Source organism: Micromonospora sp. NPDC048905 (genome assembly GCF_040649655.1).
Taxonomy (GTDB): domain Bacteria; phylum Actinomycetota; class Actinomycetes; order Mycobacteriales; family Micromonosporaceae; genus Micromonospora.
This window is the reverse complement of the sequence record NZ_JBEZFV010000005.1, coordinates 206,763-225,071: the sequence shown is the minus strand read 5'-3', so window position 1 is coordinate 225,071 and position 18,309 is coordinate 206,763. Positions and strand designations below refer to the sequence as shown.

The 18,309-nt window shown below is 73.8% G+C and carries 12 protein-coding genes; 8 read left to right on the top strand and 4 right to left on the bottom strand.

Annotation, left to right across the window (positions count from 1 at the left end; genetic code table 11):
• The first annotated feature begins 108 nt into the window (after nt 1-108).
• Both AB0C01_RS15565 and AB0C01_RS15560 read left to right on the top strand, forming a co-directional pair.
• Nucleotides 109-4,905 (top strand): WG repeat-containing protein, encoded by a 4,797-nt coding sequence (locus tag AB0C01_RS15565; RefSeq protein WP_357571450.1) that lies wholly within the window; start codon nt 109-111, stop codon nt 4,903-4,905.
• A 45-nt stretch (nt 4,906-4,950) separates the two neighbouring features.
• A complete protein-coding gene (locus AB0C01_RS15560) occupies nt 4,951-5,949 on the top strand; it encodes an aldo/keto reductase family protein (RefSeq protein WP_357245091.1) in 999 nt (332 codons plus the stop codon).
• Nucleotides 5,950-5,998: 49 nt separating this feature from the next.
• Here the strand turns inward: AB0C01_RS15560 and AB0C01_RS15555 are convergent, their stop codons facing one another.
• Entirely contained in the window at nt 5,999-6,799 is an 801-nt protein-coding gene (locus tag AB0C01_RS15555) for a site-2 protease family protein (protein ID WP_357245089.1), read from the bottom strand.
• Nucleotides 6,799-6,999 (bottom strand): hypothetical protein, encoded by a 201-nt coding sequence (locus AB0C01_RS15550; protein ID WP_357010793.1) that lies wholly within the window; start codon nt 6,997-6,999, stop codon nt 6,799-6,801. The genes AB0C01_RS15555 and AB0C01_RS15550 overlap by 1 nt, the downstream gene beginning before the upstream one ends.
• A 303-nt stretch (nt 7,000-7,302) precedes the next feature.
• On the opposite strand from AB0C01_RS15550, the gene AB0C01_RS15545 reads away from it, so the two are divergent.
• The 3 genes from AB0C01_RS15545 (at nt 7,303) to AB0C01_RS15535 (ending at nt 11,409) form a co-directional block, all read left to right on the top strand.
• The gene (locus AB0C01_RS15545) at nt 7,303-9,285 is read left to right on the top strand and encodes a bifunctional adenosylcobinamide kinase/adenosylcobinamide-phosphate guanylyltransferase (protein ID WP_357571449.1); all 1,983 of its coding nucleotides are present in this window, start codon (nt 7,303-7,305) and stop codon (nt 9,283-9,285) included.
• Nucleotides 9,275-10,048 (top strand): adenosylcobinamide-GDP ribazoletransferase, encoded by a 774-nt coding sequence (locus tag AB0C01_RS15540; protein WP_357571448.1) that lies wholly within the window; start codon nt 9,275-9,277, stop codon nt 10,046-10,048. The genes AB0C01_RS15545 and AB0C01_RS15540 overlap by 11 nt, the downstream gene beginning before the upstream one ends.
• A gap of 65 nt (nt 10,049-10,113) precedes the next feature.
• Nucleotides 10,114-11,409 (top strand): DUF2314 domain-containing protein, encoded by a 1,296-nt coding sequence (locus tag AB0C01_RS15535; protein ID WP_357245081.1) that lies wholly within the window; start codon nt 10,114-10,116, stop codon nt 11,407-11,409.
• Between the two features lie 141 nt (nt 11,410-11,550).
• Here AB0C01_RS15535 and gcvT read toward each other — a convergent pair whose 3' ends face one another.
• Nucleotides 11,551-12,681: a glycine cleavage system aminomethyltransferase GcvT gene (gene gcvT, locus AB0C01_RS15530; RefSeq protein ID WP_357571447.1), complete on the bottom strand. Its 1,131-nt coding sequence runs from the start codon at nt 12,679-12,681 to the stop codon at nt 11,551-11,553.
• Between the two features lie 162 nt (nt 12,682-12,843).
• Here gcvT and AB0C01_RS15525 point away from each other — a divergent pair, with 162 nt between their 5' ends.
• Complete coding sequence (locus AB0C01_RS15525; protein ID WP_357245077.1) at nt 12,844-14,418, top strand: leucyl aminopeptidase; 1,575 nt, start codon at nt 12,844-12,846, stop codon at nt 14,416-14,418.
• A gap of 84 nt (nt 14,419-14,502) precedes the next feature.
• Here the strand turns inward: AB0C01_RS15525 and AB0C01_RS15520 are convergent, their stop codons facing one another.
• Nucleotides 14,503-14,829: a hypothetical protein gene (locus AB0C01_RS15520; RefSeq protein WP_357245075.1), complete on the bottom strand. Its 327-nt coding sequence runs from the start codon at nt 14,827-14,829 to the stop codon at nt 14,503-14,505.
• A 140-nt stretch (nt 14,830-14,969) separates the two neighbouring features.
• On the opposite strand from AB0C01_RS15520, the gene lpdA reads away from it, so the two are divergent.
• Nucleotides 14,970-16,400 (top strand): dihydrolipoyl dehydrogenase, encoded by a 1,431-nt coding sequence (lpdA, locus tag AB0C01_RS15515; RefSeq protein WP_357571446.1) that lies wholly within the window; start codon nt 14,970-14,972, stop codon nt 16,398-16,400.
• A gap of 68 nt (nt 16,401-16,468) precedes the next feature.
• Complete coding sequence (gene sucB, locus AB0C01_RS15510; protein ID WP_357571445.1) at nt 16,469-18,298, top strand: 2-oxoglutarate dehydrogenase, E2 component, dihydrolipoamide succinyltransferase; 1,830 nt, start codon at nt 16,469-16,471, stop codon at nt 18,296-18,298.
• Nucleotides 18,299-18,309: the final 11 nt, after the last annotated feature.

The following is an 18,309-nucleotide window of genomic DNA, read 5'->3' as shown; positions in this document are numbered from 1 at the left end:
CGTGGCAGGCGGCGACCGGACGCCCGGCGACCAGTCCGTGACGGCTGCGGACGGCTCACCTCCGGCGAGAATCGGCCGAGTGGCCGGGTGTGGCGACGGGCGCGGCCGATGAGCGGCCGCTACGCCGACCGGTGGTCCGACCCGAACGAGCCGGCCTGGGTGGTCGAACCGACCACCGAGTGGCACCCCCAGTACCCCGGCCAGCGCTATCCCGGCGACATCGGGGTGACCCACCAACCGCCACCGCGCGGCCGGGCGACGGTGACCGGCCGGGCCGAGGTGCCGCCGCTCGCACCCACCCGTCCGGACGGCACGTACCTCGGCCGATCCTGGGCCGACGAACCGCCGGAGGAGCCGGCGGTCCACGGCCGATCCTGGGCCGACGACGAGCCGGGCGAGACACCGAGCTACGGCCGAGCCCGGGGCGACGCACGCTCGGTCGACGCGTCCAGCTACGGCCGGAACGACAGCGCCGACCCCCGCACCTACGACCATGAGCCGTACCGCCGGCCACTACCCGAACCGCCCCGGCGCGACGATCGCCGCTCCGCCGAGTCGGACCGGCGTACCGCCTGGTCCGACCGCCGGCCCGGCGACGAGCGAGGTCCGGCGCGGGAGGCCGCCTGGCACCGGGACCAGCCCTCCCCCGACCGGTACGACGGGCGACGCCAGCGCCCGGAGCCCACCGAGCGGGACCGTGGCTACCCCGGCACGCCACCGGTCTCCCCCGCGCCCCGCTCCGATTCCGGTTGGATGCCGGAGCCGGACGACGTGCCGCGTCGACGCGGCACACACGAGCGACCGGCCGCCGGCTACGACCGCCACCCCGTCGACGGGTACGCCGGCCGCGCCACCCGGGACCACGACGGCCGGACGGCCGACGGCCGGACCGGCGACAACCGGACCGCCGACGGAGCCGACCAGTGGGCACCCGTGGACGGCCACACGCGACACCGTGCCGACGGTTACCCGGACCGGACCGGCGACGACGGCCGCCGCCCGGAACGGCGCTACCGCGCGGACGAGGGAGCCGGCGCAGCGCCGTCGCCCAACGGAGGACGACGGCACCGGCCCGAGCCGGACCTGCCCGACCATCCCCGGCGCGACGACGATCGGCGTCGGCCCGACAGCGACCCGCGCCGGCAGCAGCCCCGCGAGACCGCGGCACGCGCCGAGGCGTACCCGGACCGGCGTCCCCGCGAGGAGGCCCGACCGGGCGCGTACCGCGAGGACGGACCTCGCGACCAGGCGTACCGCGAGGAGCGGCCGGACGGCAATGCGTACCGGGAGTCTCGTGCGCAGCCCGGCCCACGTCCGGACGGCAGCCTGCCCTGGCCGCCGCCGGGTCCCGTGCGCCCGGACCGCACGCGGGAGCCGGGCCAGCGCACCGACCCGCACCGCAGCGCGGACCCACACCGCGGCGCCGAGCCGGTCACCCCGTCGCGGCCGGACGCTCGGCCCGAGCGACAGGCGGTCACCCCGTCCCGCTACGACGAGCGACAGGCCCGCCCGGCCGCCACGGCCCCGTCGACGGCTCGCCGTGCCACTCCCGTCCCCCCGCCGCCGTCACCGGTCTCCCCCGCCGCGCCCAACCGGGACCGACAGGTCCCGGCCGCTCCGATCTCCCCCGCCCCCGACGTACCCGTCTCGGGTCCACCAGCCGCACGCCTTCGGCTGGAGTACCTGCCCGCGCCCGTGGACCCGCCCGCCCCCGACGAGCGTTCGGAGGTGCCACCTCCGCCGGAGCGCCGGACACCTGGCGAACCGGCACCGACTGTCGGGGCACACCCCACCGCGCCGCCGCGTTACCCCGGCCCGGACACCACCGCCCGCCCGACGGACCAGCGGCGAGCTGGCGAGCCCACCCCGGAGCGCCGCCAGTTCGGCGACCCGTCGGGCAGCACCACCCCGACCGACCGCCGCCCGACGCCACACTCTCCCGACCGACCGGCCTTGGGGCAGCGCCCAGACTCGGCGGATCGGCCGCACCCCACGGACCGGCCGCACCCCACGGACCGGCCCACCTCGGGGCAGCGCCCGGACTCGGCGGATCGGATGGCCCCTTCGGCGGACGCACGCCCGCCGGTCGCGCCGCCGCCCACCTGGCAGGTCCCGCACCCGGCGGCGACCCCGCCCGCTCCGACGCCTGCCGCACCGGAGCCCCCGGTGTCGGACGCCGACGCGGCGGCACTCCCGCTCGCCCCTGGCACGCCACGCCGCTACGTACCGCCGCCACCCTCGGAAGGGCCGCTCGCCCCCGTTCGAGGCGCGGACGAGGTCGCGGGCGTTCGCGGGCCGGACGCGTGGTTCAGCCCCGCTCAGCCCGCCGACCCGGATCCGCGCGAGCCCGCGCCGGACCGGCAGTCGTCCGCGCCGGCCGACGACGAGTCGACGGTGAGCGAGCCCGACCTGTCCACGACACCGACCACGGTGGACCACGACCCGGTGGATCGGGACCCGCTGGACCACAAGCCGATGGACCACGACCCGTCGGCACCACCCACCGACGTCACCCACGAGCCGAGTGACGAGCACGGAGGCGGGTCGGCACCGGCTGACGCTCCCGAGCCCGTGTCCACGCCACCCGCACGCCCGACAGTCGACGCCCGGGCCGACGAGCCGCAGGACGATGCACAGACGGCTGGCGGACCCACCACGGCGCACGACGACCGACCCGTGTCCGGCGCACCTGCCACCGCGACGTCGCACCAGCAGGCAGAGGTCATCGCCGAGGCCGACCAGCCGATGGTCACCGCTCAACTGGTCGAGGGCACCGATCCCGTCGCGCACGACACCACTGTCGACGCCGAGGCGTACGTCTGGCCGTCCGAAGCCGAGGCCGATCCGCACGCCACCGCCTCGACGGACGGCTCGCGAACCCACGACCGGCCGGACGATTTGGCCCCACCGGCCCCGTCCGCGATGTCTGATGACAACGATGCACCGGTCTCGGGAGCACCGGTCTCGGCCGACCACACGCCGTCGACCCTGACGCCCGTCTCCGCACCCCCGGCACCTACGCCGCCCTTCGCCGCAGCACCGGTCTCCGCGCCACCAGTCTCCGCAGAACCGGTGTCCGCACCACCGGCGTCGGTGCCAACGCCCGTTTCCGCACCACCCGCCACCCCCGCGCCCGTGTCCGCACCGCCCGCCGTCCCCGCGCCCGTGTCCGCGCCGCCCATCTCCGCGCCGCCCGTGTCCGCGCCGCCCGCGTCGACAGAGTCGGCCTACGCGTCACCCGTCTCCGCACCGCCCGCGCCGACACAGCCCTCCTACGCGCCAGCCGTCTCCGTACCGCCGACGACCCCGCCACCCACGTCGACAGCACCCACCCCCGCACCGCCCATCTCCGCGCCGCCCGCGCCGACACCGCCGGCCCACGCGCCGCCCGCGCCCACCGGGCCGGCCTCCGCACCACCCGTCTCCTCGCCGCCCGTGCCCGCAGAGCCGACCTACGCGCCGCCCATCTCCGCACCGCCCGCGCCGACACCGCCGACTCACGCAGGACCCGCGGCCAACGTTCCCGGCCCGAGGATCGGCCCGCGCGGGGAGGACGCGCCGGTCTCCGCACCACCCGGCGACGCCGCACCGGCGACGAACCGCCCCTCGTTGGCCGACCCGGGTGATCCGGAGCAGGTCCTCGCGGCGTACCGCTGGCGGTTGGACCCGGTCACCCTGCGCGAGGAGCTGACCGAGCCGGACCACCTGCGGGCCATCCGGCGGCGGCTGACCGAGAAGCTGGGCTCGGCCATCGACAACCGCGCCCGCGCCCGGCTGCTCAGCCTGCGGGCGGTGGCCTCGCGGATCCTCGGCGACCTCGACGACGCGCTGGCCGACGGCCGGCTCGCCCTCACCTACGCCGAGGCGACCGGCGAGCTGCGCCGGACCTCGTTGGCCCAGGCCCGGCTGGCCCACGTCCTGCGCTGGCGGGGCAACTTCGCCGAGGCTGACCAACTCTTCGCCCAGGCCAACTCGGTCGAGCTACCCGACCGGTTGCGGGCCGCACTACACGAGCACTCCGGACGGTCGTGTTACGACCAGGGACGGCTCATGGAGGCCTGCCAGCACTTCGAGCAGGCGCTCGACCTGCGTGGCGCCGGCGACGCCGAACTGCTGGACCGGGTCCGGGTGGCCCTCGACGCGGTGGCCGTCCGAGCCACGGCCGACGGCTTCGGGCCGTACCGCCGGGGTCGGGACGAGGTGCTCGACCGGGACCGACCCCCGGTGCCGGAGCGGGACGGGCCGCTGTGGGGTTACACCGGCCAGGACGGCGACCTGGTCATCCCCGCCCGCTACGCCGAGGCGCAGCCGTTCCACGACGGCCTGGCCTGGGTTCGTCGGCCGGACACCGACCGGTGGTCGTTGATCAACCTGCTCGGTACGACGGTGATCCCGCCGTCCTACCGGACGGCGCACCCCTTCAGCGACGGCCTGGCCTGGGTGGTCGGCGAGGGCGGTTGGACGGCCATCGACGCGACCGGCGCGGTGCAGGTCGCGCCCAACTTCGCCGAGGTACGGCAGTTCCGCCGCGGGTTGGCCGCGGTGCGGCGCGAGGGGTGGGGGGCGGTCGACCGGACCGGCCGGATCGTCGTGCCCACCCGCTACCACGGGTTCGTCACCGAGTTGGCCGACGGCCAGCGGGTCGACGGTTTCACCGACGAAGGGCTCGCCGTGGTGGACGTGGCGGGCCGGCGCGGGGTGGTGGATCGCACCGGCGCGGTGCTGGTCCCGCCGACGCACCCGATGCTGGTCATCCACCCGGTGGCGTTCCTGGTCGGCAGCGGCGGCCGGTGGGGTGCGCTGGACCGGCGCGGCGAGCCACTGATCGACCTGGTGCACCGCGATCGCGACGAGGTGTTGGCGGAGATCGATCGGTTGCTGACCGATGCCAACCCGGTGCTCTGAGCGGCCGTTCGACGATGGTGATCCACCGGGGCTAGGGTCGGGTACATGGAATTCCGACACCTGGGCCGTTCAGGCCTGCTGGTCAGTGAAATCTCGTACGGCAACTGGATCACCCACGGTTCACAGGTCGAGGAGGACGCGGCGAACGCCTGCGTCCGGGCCGCCCTCGACGCGGGGATCACCACCTTCGACACCGCCGACGTGTACGCCGGCACCCGGGCCGAGGACGTGCTCGGCCGGGCGTTGCAGAACGAGCGTCGCGAGGGCCTAGAGATCTTCACCAAGGTCTACTGGCCGACCGGGCCGGGCCGCAACGACCGGGGCCTGTCCCGCAAGCACATCATGGAGTCGATCAACGGCTCGCTGCGCCGGCTGCGCACCGACTACGTCGACCTCTACCAGGCCCACCGGTACGACTACAGCACCCCGCTGGAAGAGACGATGGAGGCGTTCGCCGACGTCGTGCACTCCGGCAAGGCGCACTACATCGGCGTCTCCGAGTGGACCGCCGAGCAGCTGCGCGCCGCCCACCCGCTCGCCCGTGAGCTGCACATCCCGCTGGTCTCCAACCAGCCTCAGTATTCGATGCTGTGGCGGGTCATCGAGACCGAGGTCGTGCCGGCCAGCGAGGAGCTGGGCATCGGCCAGATCGTCTGGTCGCCGATGGCCCAGGGCGTGCTCTCCGGCAAGTACCTGCCGGGGCAGCCGCCGCCGGCCGGTTCCCGGGCCACCGACGAGAAGTCGGGTGCGAACTTCATCTCCCGGTTCATGAACGACGACGTGCTCACCCGGGTCCAGCAGCTCAAGCCCCTCGCGGAGCAGGCCGGGCTCAGCATGGCCCAGCTCGCCGTGGCGTGGGTCCTGCAGAACCCGAACGTCTCGTCGGCGATCATCGGCGCGTCCCGCCCCGAGCAGGTGCACGACAACGTCAAGGCGGCCGGGGTGAAGCTCGACGCCGGGCTACTCAAGGCCATCGACGAGATCGTCGAGCCGGTCACCGAACGGGACCCGGCGAAGACCGAGTCCCCCGCACAGCGTCCCTGACGCCGCTGCGGTCCGGCCGGCGCGAGAGGTTCGCGCCGGCCGGACCGGGTCAGCCCTGCCAGAAGCGGATCAGGTCGAGGCCGGTGGCGTAGAGCCAGGACGGCAGGCCCAGGGCGTCGCCGATCGCGAAGACCGCGTCGAAGAACCAGCCGCCGATGCGCGGGTTCCACAGCAGCGCGAAGAGCAGCAGGAAACCGTACGGGGCGAACAGGTCGTACATCTTGCGCCACTGCGGGTTGAGCCACGGCTGGATCATGTTGCCGCCGTCCAGGCCCGGCACCGGCAGCAGGTTGAGCACGCTCGCGGTGAGTTGCAGGAAGGCGAGCAGGGCCACGCCGGCCCAGAACTCCACCGGGCCGCCCGCCGACTCGGTGCCGATCCGCAGCACCGCCACCAACACCAGCGCGAACACCACGTTTGTCGCCGGGCCGGCGAGGCTGACCAGGGTGTGCCGCAGTCGACCCGGGATGGAGTGCCGGTCCACCCAGACGGCGCCGCCGGGCAGACCGATGCCGCCGAGCAGCAGCACCACCACCGGCAGCACGATCGACAGCAGCGGGTGGGTGTACTTCAACGGGTTGAGCGTCAGGTAGCCCCGGTGGGCGATGTCCCGGTCGCCGGCCCGGTAGGCGACCACCGCGTGGGCGTACTCGTGCAGGCACAGCGAGACCAGCCAGCCGGACACCACGAACAGGAACACGTTGAATCGGGCGTTGCCGTACTCGTTCCAGGCCAGCACCCCGCTGACCGCGAAGAGGGCGACCAGGCCGAGGAAGACCGGGCTGGGCCGGAACGCCGCCTTGGGCACGCCGAGCACCAGCCCGTCGGCGCCCGGCCGGTCGTAGGCCATCACTCGGCCGTGGGCAGCAGGCTCATCCGGTAGTCCACCCGGTCGTCCTCCACGAGTGCGACCGAGGTGACGCCGGACGCCGCGAGCTCCCGCCAGGTCTGACCGATCCAGGATTCGGCGTCGGCCTGGCTGCTGAACGACTCCGCCGGTCCCTCGACCGTCTGGCCGTCCGTGCCCTCGTACCGCCAGCTCCACGCCATGCCGCGTCTCCCCTCGCCGCTGATGTCCCCGTGGGACGAACCCTCGCAAGCGTAGTCGGCCCAGCGCGTGACGGCCGCTCGCTCGCCCCGGGCCAGATCATCCCGGCAGCGGCGTGGAACCACCGCGACCCTCCGCGATCTTGCGTTTCTGCCGCGACATAGGAGGCATTCCACGCATCACGGCGACAGAAACTGCAAGATCGGCGCGGCTGGAGGCGGGACGGGAGTCGGGGCGGGTTTTCGATCTTCGCTAGGGCTGGGGCGACGTGCCCGGACTCGGACGAGGCGAACTAAGGTACGGGCATGTCCGTAGACGGGTGGAACACGGTCCTGGTGCTCGGCGGTATCCGATCTGGCAAGTCCGAGTTCGCCGAGTCCCTGGTCACCGACGCGCCGGTGGTCCGTTACGTCGCCACCGCGCCCGAGGGCGACCCGGAGGACACCGAGTGGGCGACCCGGCTGGCGGCGCACCGCGCCCGACGGCCGGGCAGTTGGACCACCGAGGAGACCACCGAGGACCCGCGCCGGCTGGCTGACGTGCTCGCCTCCGCCGAGCCCAACGAGACGCTGCTCGTCGACGACCTGGGCGGCTGGGTGACGGTGCTGCTCGACCCGGATTACCAGCCTGCCGACGACGTGGCGACGATCGCCGAGCTGGCCGAGGCGATCCGCACCTGCTCGGCCCGGGTGGTGCTGGTGAGCCCGGAGGTGGGGCTGTCGCTGGTGCCGACCACCCCGCTGGGTCGGGCGTTCACCGACGCGTTGGGCGCGGCCAACCGCGCGGTCGCCGACGCCTGCGACGCGGTGGTGCTCGTGGTCGCCGGCCAGCCGGTCTGGCTGAAGCCGGCCGCCAGCGCGACCGCCCCTGCGGCCCCCGCCAGCGCGAGCGTCCCGGCCACCCTCGGGAGCACCGCCGTCCCGGCCACCCTCGGCGGCACCGCCGTCCCGGCCACCACCGACAGCACCGCCGTCCCGGCCGCTGCGGACAGCGCGACCGCACCGGCCATCCCGGGCAGCCTGGCCGACGCCGAACCCACCCCCGAGGTGCAGCTGCCCGACGTGCTGACCCACAAGCCGCCGGTCGTGCCGAACCAGGAGCCCGGCAACCCCTGGGCGGCCCCGACCATGGCGCTGCCGATGGTGGCCACCGGGCTGGTCATCCAGCCGGGCATGGAGCTGCCGATGCCCGACGAGTACGCGGGCCCGCAGGCGGTGGACCGACTGGCCACGCTGGACGTACCGGGCGCCGGGCTGGGCGTGCTGGACCGGGTGGTCGGTTTCGCCGCCGCCACCCAGGGCACCGTCACCCCCCAGGCCTGGGGGTCGGTACGGGTGTTGCTGCTGCACGGCGACCACGCCGGCGGGGCGTCGGCCGGCACCGTCGCCGGTGAGTCGGCGCGGCGGGCCGCGCAGGCCCGCGCCGGCCGGGGCGCGTTGGCGCGACTCGCCGCCGAGAGTGGGGCCAGCCTTCAGGTGGTGGACACTCCCGCCGCCGCCCCGATGGAGGACCAGCCGGCGCTCTCGCTCGATCAGGTGGAATCCGCGCTGCGCTACGGCTGGCGGCTCGCCGAGCAGGCCGCCGACGCCGGCGTACAGCTGCTGGTGCTGGGGGCGTGCGGAGCCGGCACCGAGGCGGCGGCCGCGGCGGTGCTCGCGGCGACCGCGGGCGCGGAGCCGCCTGCCGTGCTGGGCCGGGTCATCACCGACTCCGGCGAGATCGACGACGCGGCGTGGATGGTCCGCTGCGCGGCGGTCCGCGACGCGCTGCACCGCACCCGCCGCTCGTCGCGTGGGGCCAAGGACATCCTGGCCGAGCTGGGCGGCGGCGACGTGGCCGTGGCCAGCGGTGTGCTGCTCGGCGCCACCGCCCGCCGGGTCCCGGTGCTGCTCGACGGGCCGGTCGGGCTGGCCGCCGGCATGGTCAGCCGCGACCTGGCCGGACAGGCCCGGCACTGGTGCCTGCTCGCCGACCACGGCGGTCACCCGGCGGTGCGGCTCGCCGCCGACGTGCTCGGCCTCACTCCCCTGCTCGACCTGCGGATGGATCTCGGCGAGGGCGCGAACGCCCTTGTCGCGCTCCCGCTGCTGCGCTCGGTGCTCGCCCTGGCCGCCGCTCTGCCGGTCCACCCGTCGCTCGGCGGCGACGACGACCCGGACGCCGACGCGCCGGACCACCTCGACGAGACCCTCGACGAGTCCGACTTCGCCGAGCCGGAGCCGGCCGGTCCAGGCCCGGCAAGCACCGGGGCGGACGAGCAGCCGGCGTCGGGTTGGCGTGCCGGCTGAGTCGCGGCTCCTCGCGGGAACCCGGCTGGCGCTCACCACGTTCAGCACGCTGCCGGTGCGGGCCGGGCGGATCGACCGCCCGGTCGCCGGCACCGCGATGGCACTCGCCCCGGCTGTCGGCGCGCTGCTCGGCGCCCTGCTGGCGGGTGCGCTGCTGCTGACCGGCGCGTTCGCTCCGCCACTGGTGGCCGCGGGTGTGACGGTCGGCGTGGGCGCGTTGCTCACCCGCGGGCTGCACCTGGACGGGCTGGCCGACACCGTGGACGCGCTCGGCTCGTACCGGCGGGGGGCGGCCGCACTGGAGATCATGAAGAAGCCGGACGTCGGCCCGTTCGGAGTCGTCGCCCTGGTGGTCGTACTCCTGGTGCAGGCTGCCGTGCTGGCCGACCTGGTGGGACGGTCCGGGCCGGCGTGTCTCGCGGCCGTGGTCGCGGCGACCGCCGCCGGGCGGTTCGGCGTCACGCTGGCGTGCCGGCGGGGAGTGCCGGCGGCCCGACCGGACGGGCTCGGCGCGCTGGTGGCGGGCACGGTCGGCCCGGTGGCACTGGCGGTCGGCGCGGTCACCGTCGTGCTGCTGGCGGTGCCCGCGGTGCCGGGCCGCCCGTGGCAGGGGCCGCTGGCCGTCGCCGCCGCACTCGCCGTCGCGCTCACGCTGCTGACCCACGTGGTACGCCGGCTCGGCGGGATCACCGGCGACGTGCTCGGCGCGACCGTCGAGGTGGTCACCACGCTGGTCTACCTGGGTCTGGTGATGTCCGCCTGAACCGGGCGCGGCGGGCCGGGTAGCGTTCGGCTCGACAGCACCGGCACGGCCACCGGGGGAACCCAATGCTCATCACGGACGACTTCCTGCCCGTACCGGTGCCGGAGTCGCTCAGCGCGACCTACCTGGTGCCGATGGCGGGGCTGCCGAAGGTCAGCGCGAAGACCGCGGTGGCGGCGCTGAGCGGCCGGCTGGCCGAGCCGGTGCACGGGCTGGCCCGGCAGATGCTGGACAGCCCGCTGATGAGCGTCGACACCCGGCCGATCGCCGACTTCCCCGAGCTGCCGCCGGATCTGCTCACCGCGTTCGGCGCCACCGAGGAGCAGTTGGCCCGGCTGGCCGCGGCGACCCACCTGGTGGTCGTGCAGGCCGAGTACCGGCCCGGTTGGCCGCCCGCGCACGAGTGGGCGGCCCGCGCGGTCGCGGCCGCGGTGGCGGAATCCGTCGACAGCGACGTGGTGGACGTCTTCGGACTGCAGTTCCTCGACCCGGCGACCGCGCTGCGCTCCCTCCCCGACGAGCAGGGCCGCATCCGACTCGTCGACTGGGTGCTGGTGCCCTACTCCTCGGACAGCGAAGGGCTGTGGTTCACCACCAAGGGACTGCGCCGCTTCGGGCTGCTGGAGTTGCAGACCCAGGGGGTGCCCGACCACCTCACCCGCGCCTGGGGTGCGGTGATGACCGGGGCGGCCCGTCGGTTGCTGCGGGACTGGACCGACGGGCTCACCGGCGAGGAGGTCCCGGCGTTCGTGCAGCTGCCGGTGCTGGCCACCGTCACCGGGCACGACATCGCGGTGGCGTACGGCAATCCGGAGCAGCACGGCGCGACGGCCCCGGTGCTGCTGCGCCTGGAGCTGGACCCGGCGACCGACCCGGAGGCCGACTCGTTCCTGAGCCTGCGCCCGCCGGCCGGGCACCCGGGTCCGGACGGGCGCTACTTCGCCGCCGCCTGCGCCACCCTGTTCTCCGGGATCCAGCCGGACGTGCGCTACGCCCGCTCCGGTGACGCGATGAGCCGGGCGGTCGCCACCGCGCGGGCGGCGCTGGGCGAGGCGCGGGCCCGGTTCGTGGCCGGTCAGCTGCCCGCCGAGTCGCAGTTGGTGGTCAAGTACGGCCTGCCCGGCGACGACGGTCCGGAGTACGTCTGGGCGGGCGTGACCTCGTGGGAGACCCCGGAACGGATCGTCGGCGTGAGCGCCAGCGATGCCAGCACCGACCCCAGCGTGCGGATCGGCGCCCCGGTCGTGGTGGAGGCCACCGACGTTGTCGACTGGGCCATCCTGGATGCGACAGGCGTCATCGAGGGCGGCTGGACCCAGGCAGTCCTGGACTCCGGCGAACCCCCAACCCCCGCCCCCTAACCCCCCACCCCACCCGGTCCGACCCGGTCCGACCCACCCATGTTGATCAAGAGGTTTGCGTCAGATTCGTCGGCGCGGATGACGCAAACCTCTTGATCAACGGGCCGGGGGCAGTGGGGGTGGGGGCCGGGAGGGGTGGGGTTACTTGACTGAGGGGTTTACGAAGGGGGGTTTTGTCAGCTTCAGGGGGGCTCGGCGACCTCGGATGTCGATCTCGACCTCGTCGCCTTCGGACAGGTTCGCGTCCGTGTCCAGCAGGGCCAGCGCGATGCCCTGCTTGCGGGTCGGCGAGAAGGTGCCGCTGGTCACCTCGCCCACCTGCTTGTCGCCCACGTGCAGGGTCATCCCCGGGCGCGGAATGGCCCGGTCGACGGCGACCAGGCCGCGCAGCGTACGCCGGGGGCCGGTGGCCTTCTCGGCGAGCAGCGCGTCGCGGCCCCAGAAGGCCGGCTTGTCCCAACCGACGGCCCAGCCCGAGCGGGCCTGCACCGGGGTGATGTCCAGCGAGAGGTCCTGCCCGTGCAGCGGGTACCCCATCTCGGTACGCAACGTGTCCCGGGCGGCCAGCCCGCAGGCCCGCAACTCGAACGCCTCGCCTGCGGCGAACAGCGCATCCCAGACGGTCACCGCGTGCTCCGCCGGCACCACCAGCTCGTACCCCAGCTCGCCGGTGTAGCCGGTGCGGCAGACGGTCAGCTCCACCCCGGCCAGGCTCGCCGCGGAGAAGCTCATGTAGCCGTGTTCGGTGGGCAGGTCGAGGGCGGCCAGCAGCTCGGCCGAGCGGGGACCCTGCACGGCCAGCACGGCGTACCCCTCGTGCTCGTCGGTGACGGTGACCTGCGCGGGCGCGGCGGCGCGCAACCGGCGCACCACCTCGGCGGTGTTCGCGGCGTTGGGGATGAGGAAGACGTGGTCGTCGGCGTACAGGTAGGCGATGATGTCGTCGACGACGCCGCCGGTGGCGTCGTCGCAGCAGAGCGTGTACTGCGCCCGGCCGGGACCGATCCGGCCCAGGTCGTTGCTGAGGCAGGAGTTGACGAAGTCGGCCGCGCCGGGGCCGCTCACCCGGGCCTTGCCGAGGTGCGACACGTCGAAGACCCCGACCCCGGTACGCACCGCGGTGTGCTCCTTGAGCACCCCGCCGCCGGCGTACTCCAGCGGCATCTCCCAGCCCCCGAAGGGGGCGAACTTGGCGCCGGCGGCGATGTGCCGCTCGTGCAGCGGGGAACGGCGCAGCCGGGTCGCGGCGGCGTCGAAGGTCACGTCGGTCATGGGTGGCAACTTACCGGGGGCAACGTCGCTGGTTAGCATCGGCGGGAGCCCGCTGGCGCTGTCGGCGGGACAGCCATGACGTTCGGCGGGTACGTTCCGCCGGAGACCTTCACCGCTGGTACGCGACGTCGCGACCGGCCCGGCCCGCCCGGAGTAGCTTCAGTGACATCACCCCGCACGACCAACCTGAGCCTGGTCGACACCGACCCGGCCGAGCTCGCCGTCGACGCGATCGTGATCGGCGTGCACAGCCAGACCGGAGAGCAGGGCGCCACCAGCGGCCTCGCCGGCACCCTGCTGCTCGCCAGCGGCGCGGAGAGCATCGCCGCCGCGTTCGACGGAAAGCTGACCGAGACGCTGGCGCTGCTCGGCGCGACCGGTGGGCCGGGTGAGGTCATCAAGCTGGCCACGCTGGGCACCGTGACCGCCCCACTGGTCGCCGCGGTGGGGCTCGGCCCGGAGCCGTCGGGTGCCGCCCCGGCCCCGGAGACGCTGCGCCGGGCCGCCGGTTCGGCGATCCGGGCCCTGGCGGGAGCGCCCAGGGTCGCGCTGGCGATGCCGCTGCCGGACGACACGGACGCGTCGGCTGAGCTGCGCGCGGTCGCCGAGGGCGCGCTGCTCGGTGGCTACCGGTTCGCCGGTTACAAGACCCGGCCGCAGCCGACCCGGCGCGAGCCGGTGACCGAGGTGCTCATCGCGGTGCCGGACGCGGGCGACGCGGGCGCGCAGGCAGAGGTCACCCGGGCACAGGTGGTGGCGGGTGCGGTCCGGCTCACCCGGGACTGGGTCAACACCGCCCCGAACGAGCTGCGTCCGCCGTCGTTCGCCGACGCGGTCGCCGACGCCGCCCGGGACGCGGGCCTCGGCGTCGAGGTGCTGGACGAGGCGGAGCTGGCGGCCGGCGGCTACGGCGGCATCGTCGCGGTCGGTCAGGGCTCGGAGGCCCCGCCGCGGCTGGTGAAGCTCACCTACACGCCGCAGGACGGCGGCAACGGCAAGCGGGTCGCCCTGGTCGGCAAGGGGATCACCTTCGACACCGGCGGCATCTCGATCAAGCCGGCGCAGGGCATGTGGGAGATGAAGTCCGACATGGGCGGCGCGGCCGCGGTGGGCGCGGCCATGCTGGCGATCGCCGCGCTGAAGCCGGCGGTGGCGGTCAGCGCCTACCTGCCGATGGCGGAGAACATGCCCTCGGGCACCAGTTACCGGCCGGGTGACGTGATCACCATGTTCAACGGCAAGCGGGTCGAGGTGCTCAACACCGACGCCGAGGGTCGGATGGTCCTGGGCGACGCCATGGCCCGCGCCTGCGCGGACGGCACCGACTACCTGTTCGAGACCTCCACCCTGACCGGCGGCCAGGTCGTCGCGCTGGGCAAGCGGGTGGCGGGCGTGATGGGCACTCCGGAGCTGTGCGAGCGGGTCCAGGTGGCCGGCGACGCGGTCGGCGAGCCGGCCTGGCCGATGCCGCTGCCCGACGACGTACGCAAGGGCATGGAGTCCGACGTGGCGGACATCTCGCAGGTCAACGCCGGGATGGACCGGGCCGGTCACATGTTGCAGGGCGGGGTGTTCCTGCGCGAGTTCGTGGCCGACGACGTGGCCTGGGCGCACATCGACATCGCCGGACCGAGCTACCACTCCGGTGAGGCGACCGGCTACTGGACCAAGGGCGGCACCGGCGTCCCGGTCCGCACGCTGGTGCAGCTCGTCGAGGACGTCGCCGCCAACGGCTGATGATCCGCCGACCCGGGGCGTCCTCCTCCCGGAGGGCGCCCCGGTCGCGTTCAGGACAACTCAGGGCGGCGGGTACGCCGCTCGTTACCGCTCGGGGCGGCGCTTACGCCGCTCGTTGAAGTCGCGCATCCGCTGCGGGTAGCCCATCAGCCGGACGTCGTACACCGGGATGCCCATCCGGTACGCGAAGCGCCGCGCGCCGTCCGGGCCGTCGATGCGGCGCCGGGTCCACTCCCCGTCGTCGGCGATCAGGATGACCGTGGTCTCGGTCACCGTCGTCCGCGGCTCGATGAACGCCTCGACGCCGCGCCGACTCCGGATGAAGTTCTCCAAATGGTCCAGGTCGCCGCGACTCGCCGCACGGTCATGGCTCGGCACAGCCGCCTTTTTGCGGCGCCGGAACAAGCCCAACGGATCTCTCCCCCACCGTGCGTCATCGACAACGGTGCCAAGGGTACGTGTCGATGACGTGTCGTTGGGCACCTCGGTACGCACCCTGTGCCCGGTGGTGACAAGATGACCGAGGTGGGGTGTGTCTGTGTTACACCCCCGTGACCCCCCATTGCAGCGACGCGACCTGGGAGTTGGACGTGAGCGAGCCGAACGAAGCGACCTTCGACATTGTCATTCTCGGAGCTGGCAGCGGCGGCTACGCGACCGCGCTGCGCGCCGTCCAGCTGGGCCTGAAGGTCGCGCTGGTCGAGAAGGGCAAGCTCGGAGGCACCTGCCTGCACAACGGCTGCATCCCGACCAAGGCGTTGCTGCACGCGGCCGAGATCGCCGACCAGGCCCGCGAGTCGGAGCAGTTCGGCGTGAAGGCCGAGCTGATCGGCATCGACATGGCCGGGGTCAACTCGTACAAGGACGGCGTGATCGCCCGGCTCTACAAGGGCCTGCAGGGCATGCTGAAGAGCAACAAGGCGATCACCATCATCGAGGGCCACGGCAAGCTGGTCGGCAAGAACGTGGTCGAGGTGGACGGCAAGCGCTACACCGGCCGCAACATCGTCCTGGCCTCCGGCTCGTACGCGAAGAGCCTGCCCGGCCTGGAGGTCGACGGCGAGCGGATCGTCACCAGCGACCACGCCCTCACGATGGACCGGGTGCCGTCGTCGGTGATCGTGCTCGGCGGCGGCGTGATCGGCGTCGAGTTCGCCAGCGTGTGGAAGTCCTTCGGCGTGGACGTGACGATCGTCGAGGCGCTGCCCCGGCTGGTCGCCGCCGAGGACGAGGAGTCGTCGAAGGCGCTGGAGCGGGCGTTCCGCAAGCGGAAGATCAACTTCAAGGTCGGCAAGCCGTTCGAGAAGGTCGAGAAGACCGAGAACGGCGTCAAGCTGACCATCCAGGGTGGCGAGACCGTCGAGGCCGAGCTGCTGCTGGTCGCGGTCGGTCGCGGCCCGAACACCGCCAACCTCGGGTACGAGGAGCAGGGCGTCAAGATGGACCGCGGCTACGTGCTGACCGACGAGCGGCTGCGCACCAGCGTGCCGAACGTCTACGCGGTCGGTGACATCGTGCCCGGCCTCCAGCTCGCGCACCGCGGCTTCCAGCAGGGCATCTTCGTCGCCGAGGAGATCGCCGGGCAGACCCCCGCCGTGATCGACGAGGTCGGTATCCCGCGGGTCACCTACTGCGACCCGGAGCTGGCGTCGGTGGGCCTCACCGAGGCGAAGGCCAAGGAGCAGTACGGCGCCGACAAGGTCAAGACGTACAACTACAACCTCGGTGGCAACGGCAAGAGCCAGATCCTCAAGACCACCGGATTCGTGAAGCTGGTCCGGGTCGAGGACGGCCCGGTGGTCGGCGTGCACATGATCGGCGCGCGGGTCGGTGAGCTGATCGGTGAGGCGCAGCTCATCTACAACTGGGAGGCCTACCCGGCGGAGGTCGCCCAGCTCGTGCACGCCCACCCGACCCAGAACGAGGCCCTGGGCGAGGCGCACCTGGCCCTCGCCGGCAAGCCGCTGCACGCGCACGCCTGATCACCCACAACCGCGGCGTCCGGCGACGGGCGAAGATCCCCCCAGGGGAATGAAGGAGTCTGGAGAACATGCCGGTATCGGTCACCATGCCCCGGCTCGGCGAGAGCGTCACCGAGGGCACCGTCACGCGCTGGCTCAAGCAGGAGGGCGACACCGTCGAGGTCGACGAGCCCCTGCTCGAGGTCTCGACCGACAAGGTCGACACCGAGATCCCGTCGCCCGCTGCGGGCGTGCTGAGCCGGATCGTGGTCGGCGAGGACGAGACCGCCGAGGTCGGCAGCGAGCTGGCGGTCATCGCCGGTGAGGGCGAGTCGACCGGCGGTGGCGAGGCCGCCCCGCAGGAGCAGGCCCCGGCCGAGTCGGTCGAGCCGGTCACCGAGCCGACGGCCGCCGCCGAGGGCACCGCCGACGAGGTGGCCCAGGACGAGGCCCCGGCTCCGGCCGCCGCCTCGTCGGGCGAGGGCACCGCGGTGAAGATGCCGGCCCTGGGTGAGAGCGTCACCGAGGGTACGGTCACGCGCTGGCTCAAGCAGGTCGGCGAGACCATCGAGGTCGACGAGCCGCTGCTCGAGGTCTCCACCGACAAGGTGGACACCGAGATCCCGTCGCCGGTCGCCGGCACCGTGCTGGAGATCAAGGTCGCCGAGGACGAGACCGCCGCGGTCGGCGCCGACCTGGCGATCATCGGCGTTTCCGGCGCCGCCCCCGCGCCGGCGAAGTCCGAGCCGAAGCCCGAGCCGAAGGCGGAGGTCGCGCCGGCGCCGAAGGCCGAGCCGAAGCCGGAGCCGAAGGTCGAGGAGCCGACGCCGGGCATGTCGTACAACGAGCCGGCGGCCGAGACCGAGAGCTCGGCACAGCCGGCGAAGACCGAGCAGGCTGCGCAGCCGGCCGCGCCGACCTCGACGCCGCCGCGCCCGTCCGCCCCCGCGCAGGGTGGTGGCGAAGAGGCAGCCGGCTACGTCACGCCGCTGGTGCGCAAGCTCGCCGGCGAGCACGGTGTCGACCTGTCCTCGCTCAACGGCACCGGCGTGGGTGGCCGGATCCGCAAGCAGGACGTCCTCGAGGCGGCCGAGAAGGCGAAGGCCGCCAAGGCCGCTCCCGCCGCCGCGCAGCCGGCCGCCGCACCGTCGGCCGCCCCGGCCAAGCCGGCCGCGAAGCCGCAGCCGAGCGGCAAGCGGGGCAGCACCGAGAAGCTTCCCCGCATCCGTAAGGCCATCGCCAAGCGGATGCAGGAGTCGCTGCACGAGATGGCGCAGCTCACCACGGTGGTCGAGGTGGACGTCACCCGGGTCGCCAAGTTGCGGGCGCAGGCGAAGGACTCGTTCGTGCAGCGGCACGGCGTGAAGCTGTCCTTCCTGCCGTTCTTCGCCCTCGCCGCCGTCGAGGCGCTGCAGACGTACCCGATCGTCAACGCCCAGCTCGACCTGGACGGCGGCACGATCACCTACCCGGCCGCGGAGCACCTCGGCGTCGCGGTGGACACCGAGCGGGGCCTGGTGGTGCCGGTCATCCACAACGCCGGTGACCTCAACCTCGGTGGCATCGCCAAGCGGGTCGCGGATCTGGCCGAGCGGACCCGGACCAACAAGATCAGCCCGGACGAGATCGCCGGGGCGACCTTCACGCTTACCAACACGGGCAGCCGGGGCGCGCTCTTCGACACCCCGATCGTGCCGAAGCCGCAGTCGGCGATGCTCGGCACGGGTGCCGTGGTCAAGCGGCCGGTCGTGGTCAACGACCCGGATCTGGGCGAGGTCGTCGCGGTCCGGTCGATGGTCTACCTGGCCATGTCCTACGACCACCGGCTGATCGACGGCGCCGACGCGGCCCGCTTCCTGAGCGCGATCAAGGAGCGGCTGGAGGCCGGCAACTTCGAGGCGGAGCTGGGCCTGTCCTGATTTAGCGACAA

Bases quoted from the DNA above. Each gene is read 5' to 3' on its own strand.
- gcvT (WP_357571447.1), bottom strand. From the start codon at position 12,681: ATGACCGACGTGACCTTCGACGCCGCCGCGACCCGGCTGCGCCGTTCC.
- AB0C01_RS15550 (WP_357010793.1), bottom strand. From the start codon at position 6,999: ATGGCGTGGAGCTGGCGGTACGAGGGCACGGACGGCCAGACGGTCGAG.
- AB0C01_RS15545 (WP_357571449.1), top strand. From the start codon at position 7,303: ATGTCCGTAGACGGGTGGAACACGGTCCTGGTGCTCGGCGGTATCCGA.
- sucB (WP_357571445.1), top strand. From the start codon at position 16,469: ATGCCGGTATCGGTCACCATGCCCCGGCTCGGCGAGAGCGTCACCGAG.
- AB0C01_RS15560 (WP_357245091.1), top strand. From the start codon at position 4,951: ATGGAATTCCGACACCTGGGCCGTTCAGGCCTGCTGGTCAGTGAAATC.
- AB0C01_RS15565 (WP_357571450.1), top strand. From the start codon at position 109: ATGAGCGGCCGCTACGCCGACCGGTGGTCCGACCCGAACGAGCCGGCC.
- AB0C01_RS15535 (WP_357245081.1), top strand. From the start codon at position 10,114: ATGCTCATCACGGACGACTTCCTGCCCGTACCGGTGCCGGAGTCGCTC.
- AB0C01_RS15555 (WP_357245089.1), bottom strand. From the start codon at position 6,799: ATGGCCTACGACCGGCCGGGCGCCGACGGGCTGGTGCTCGGCGTGCCC.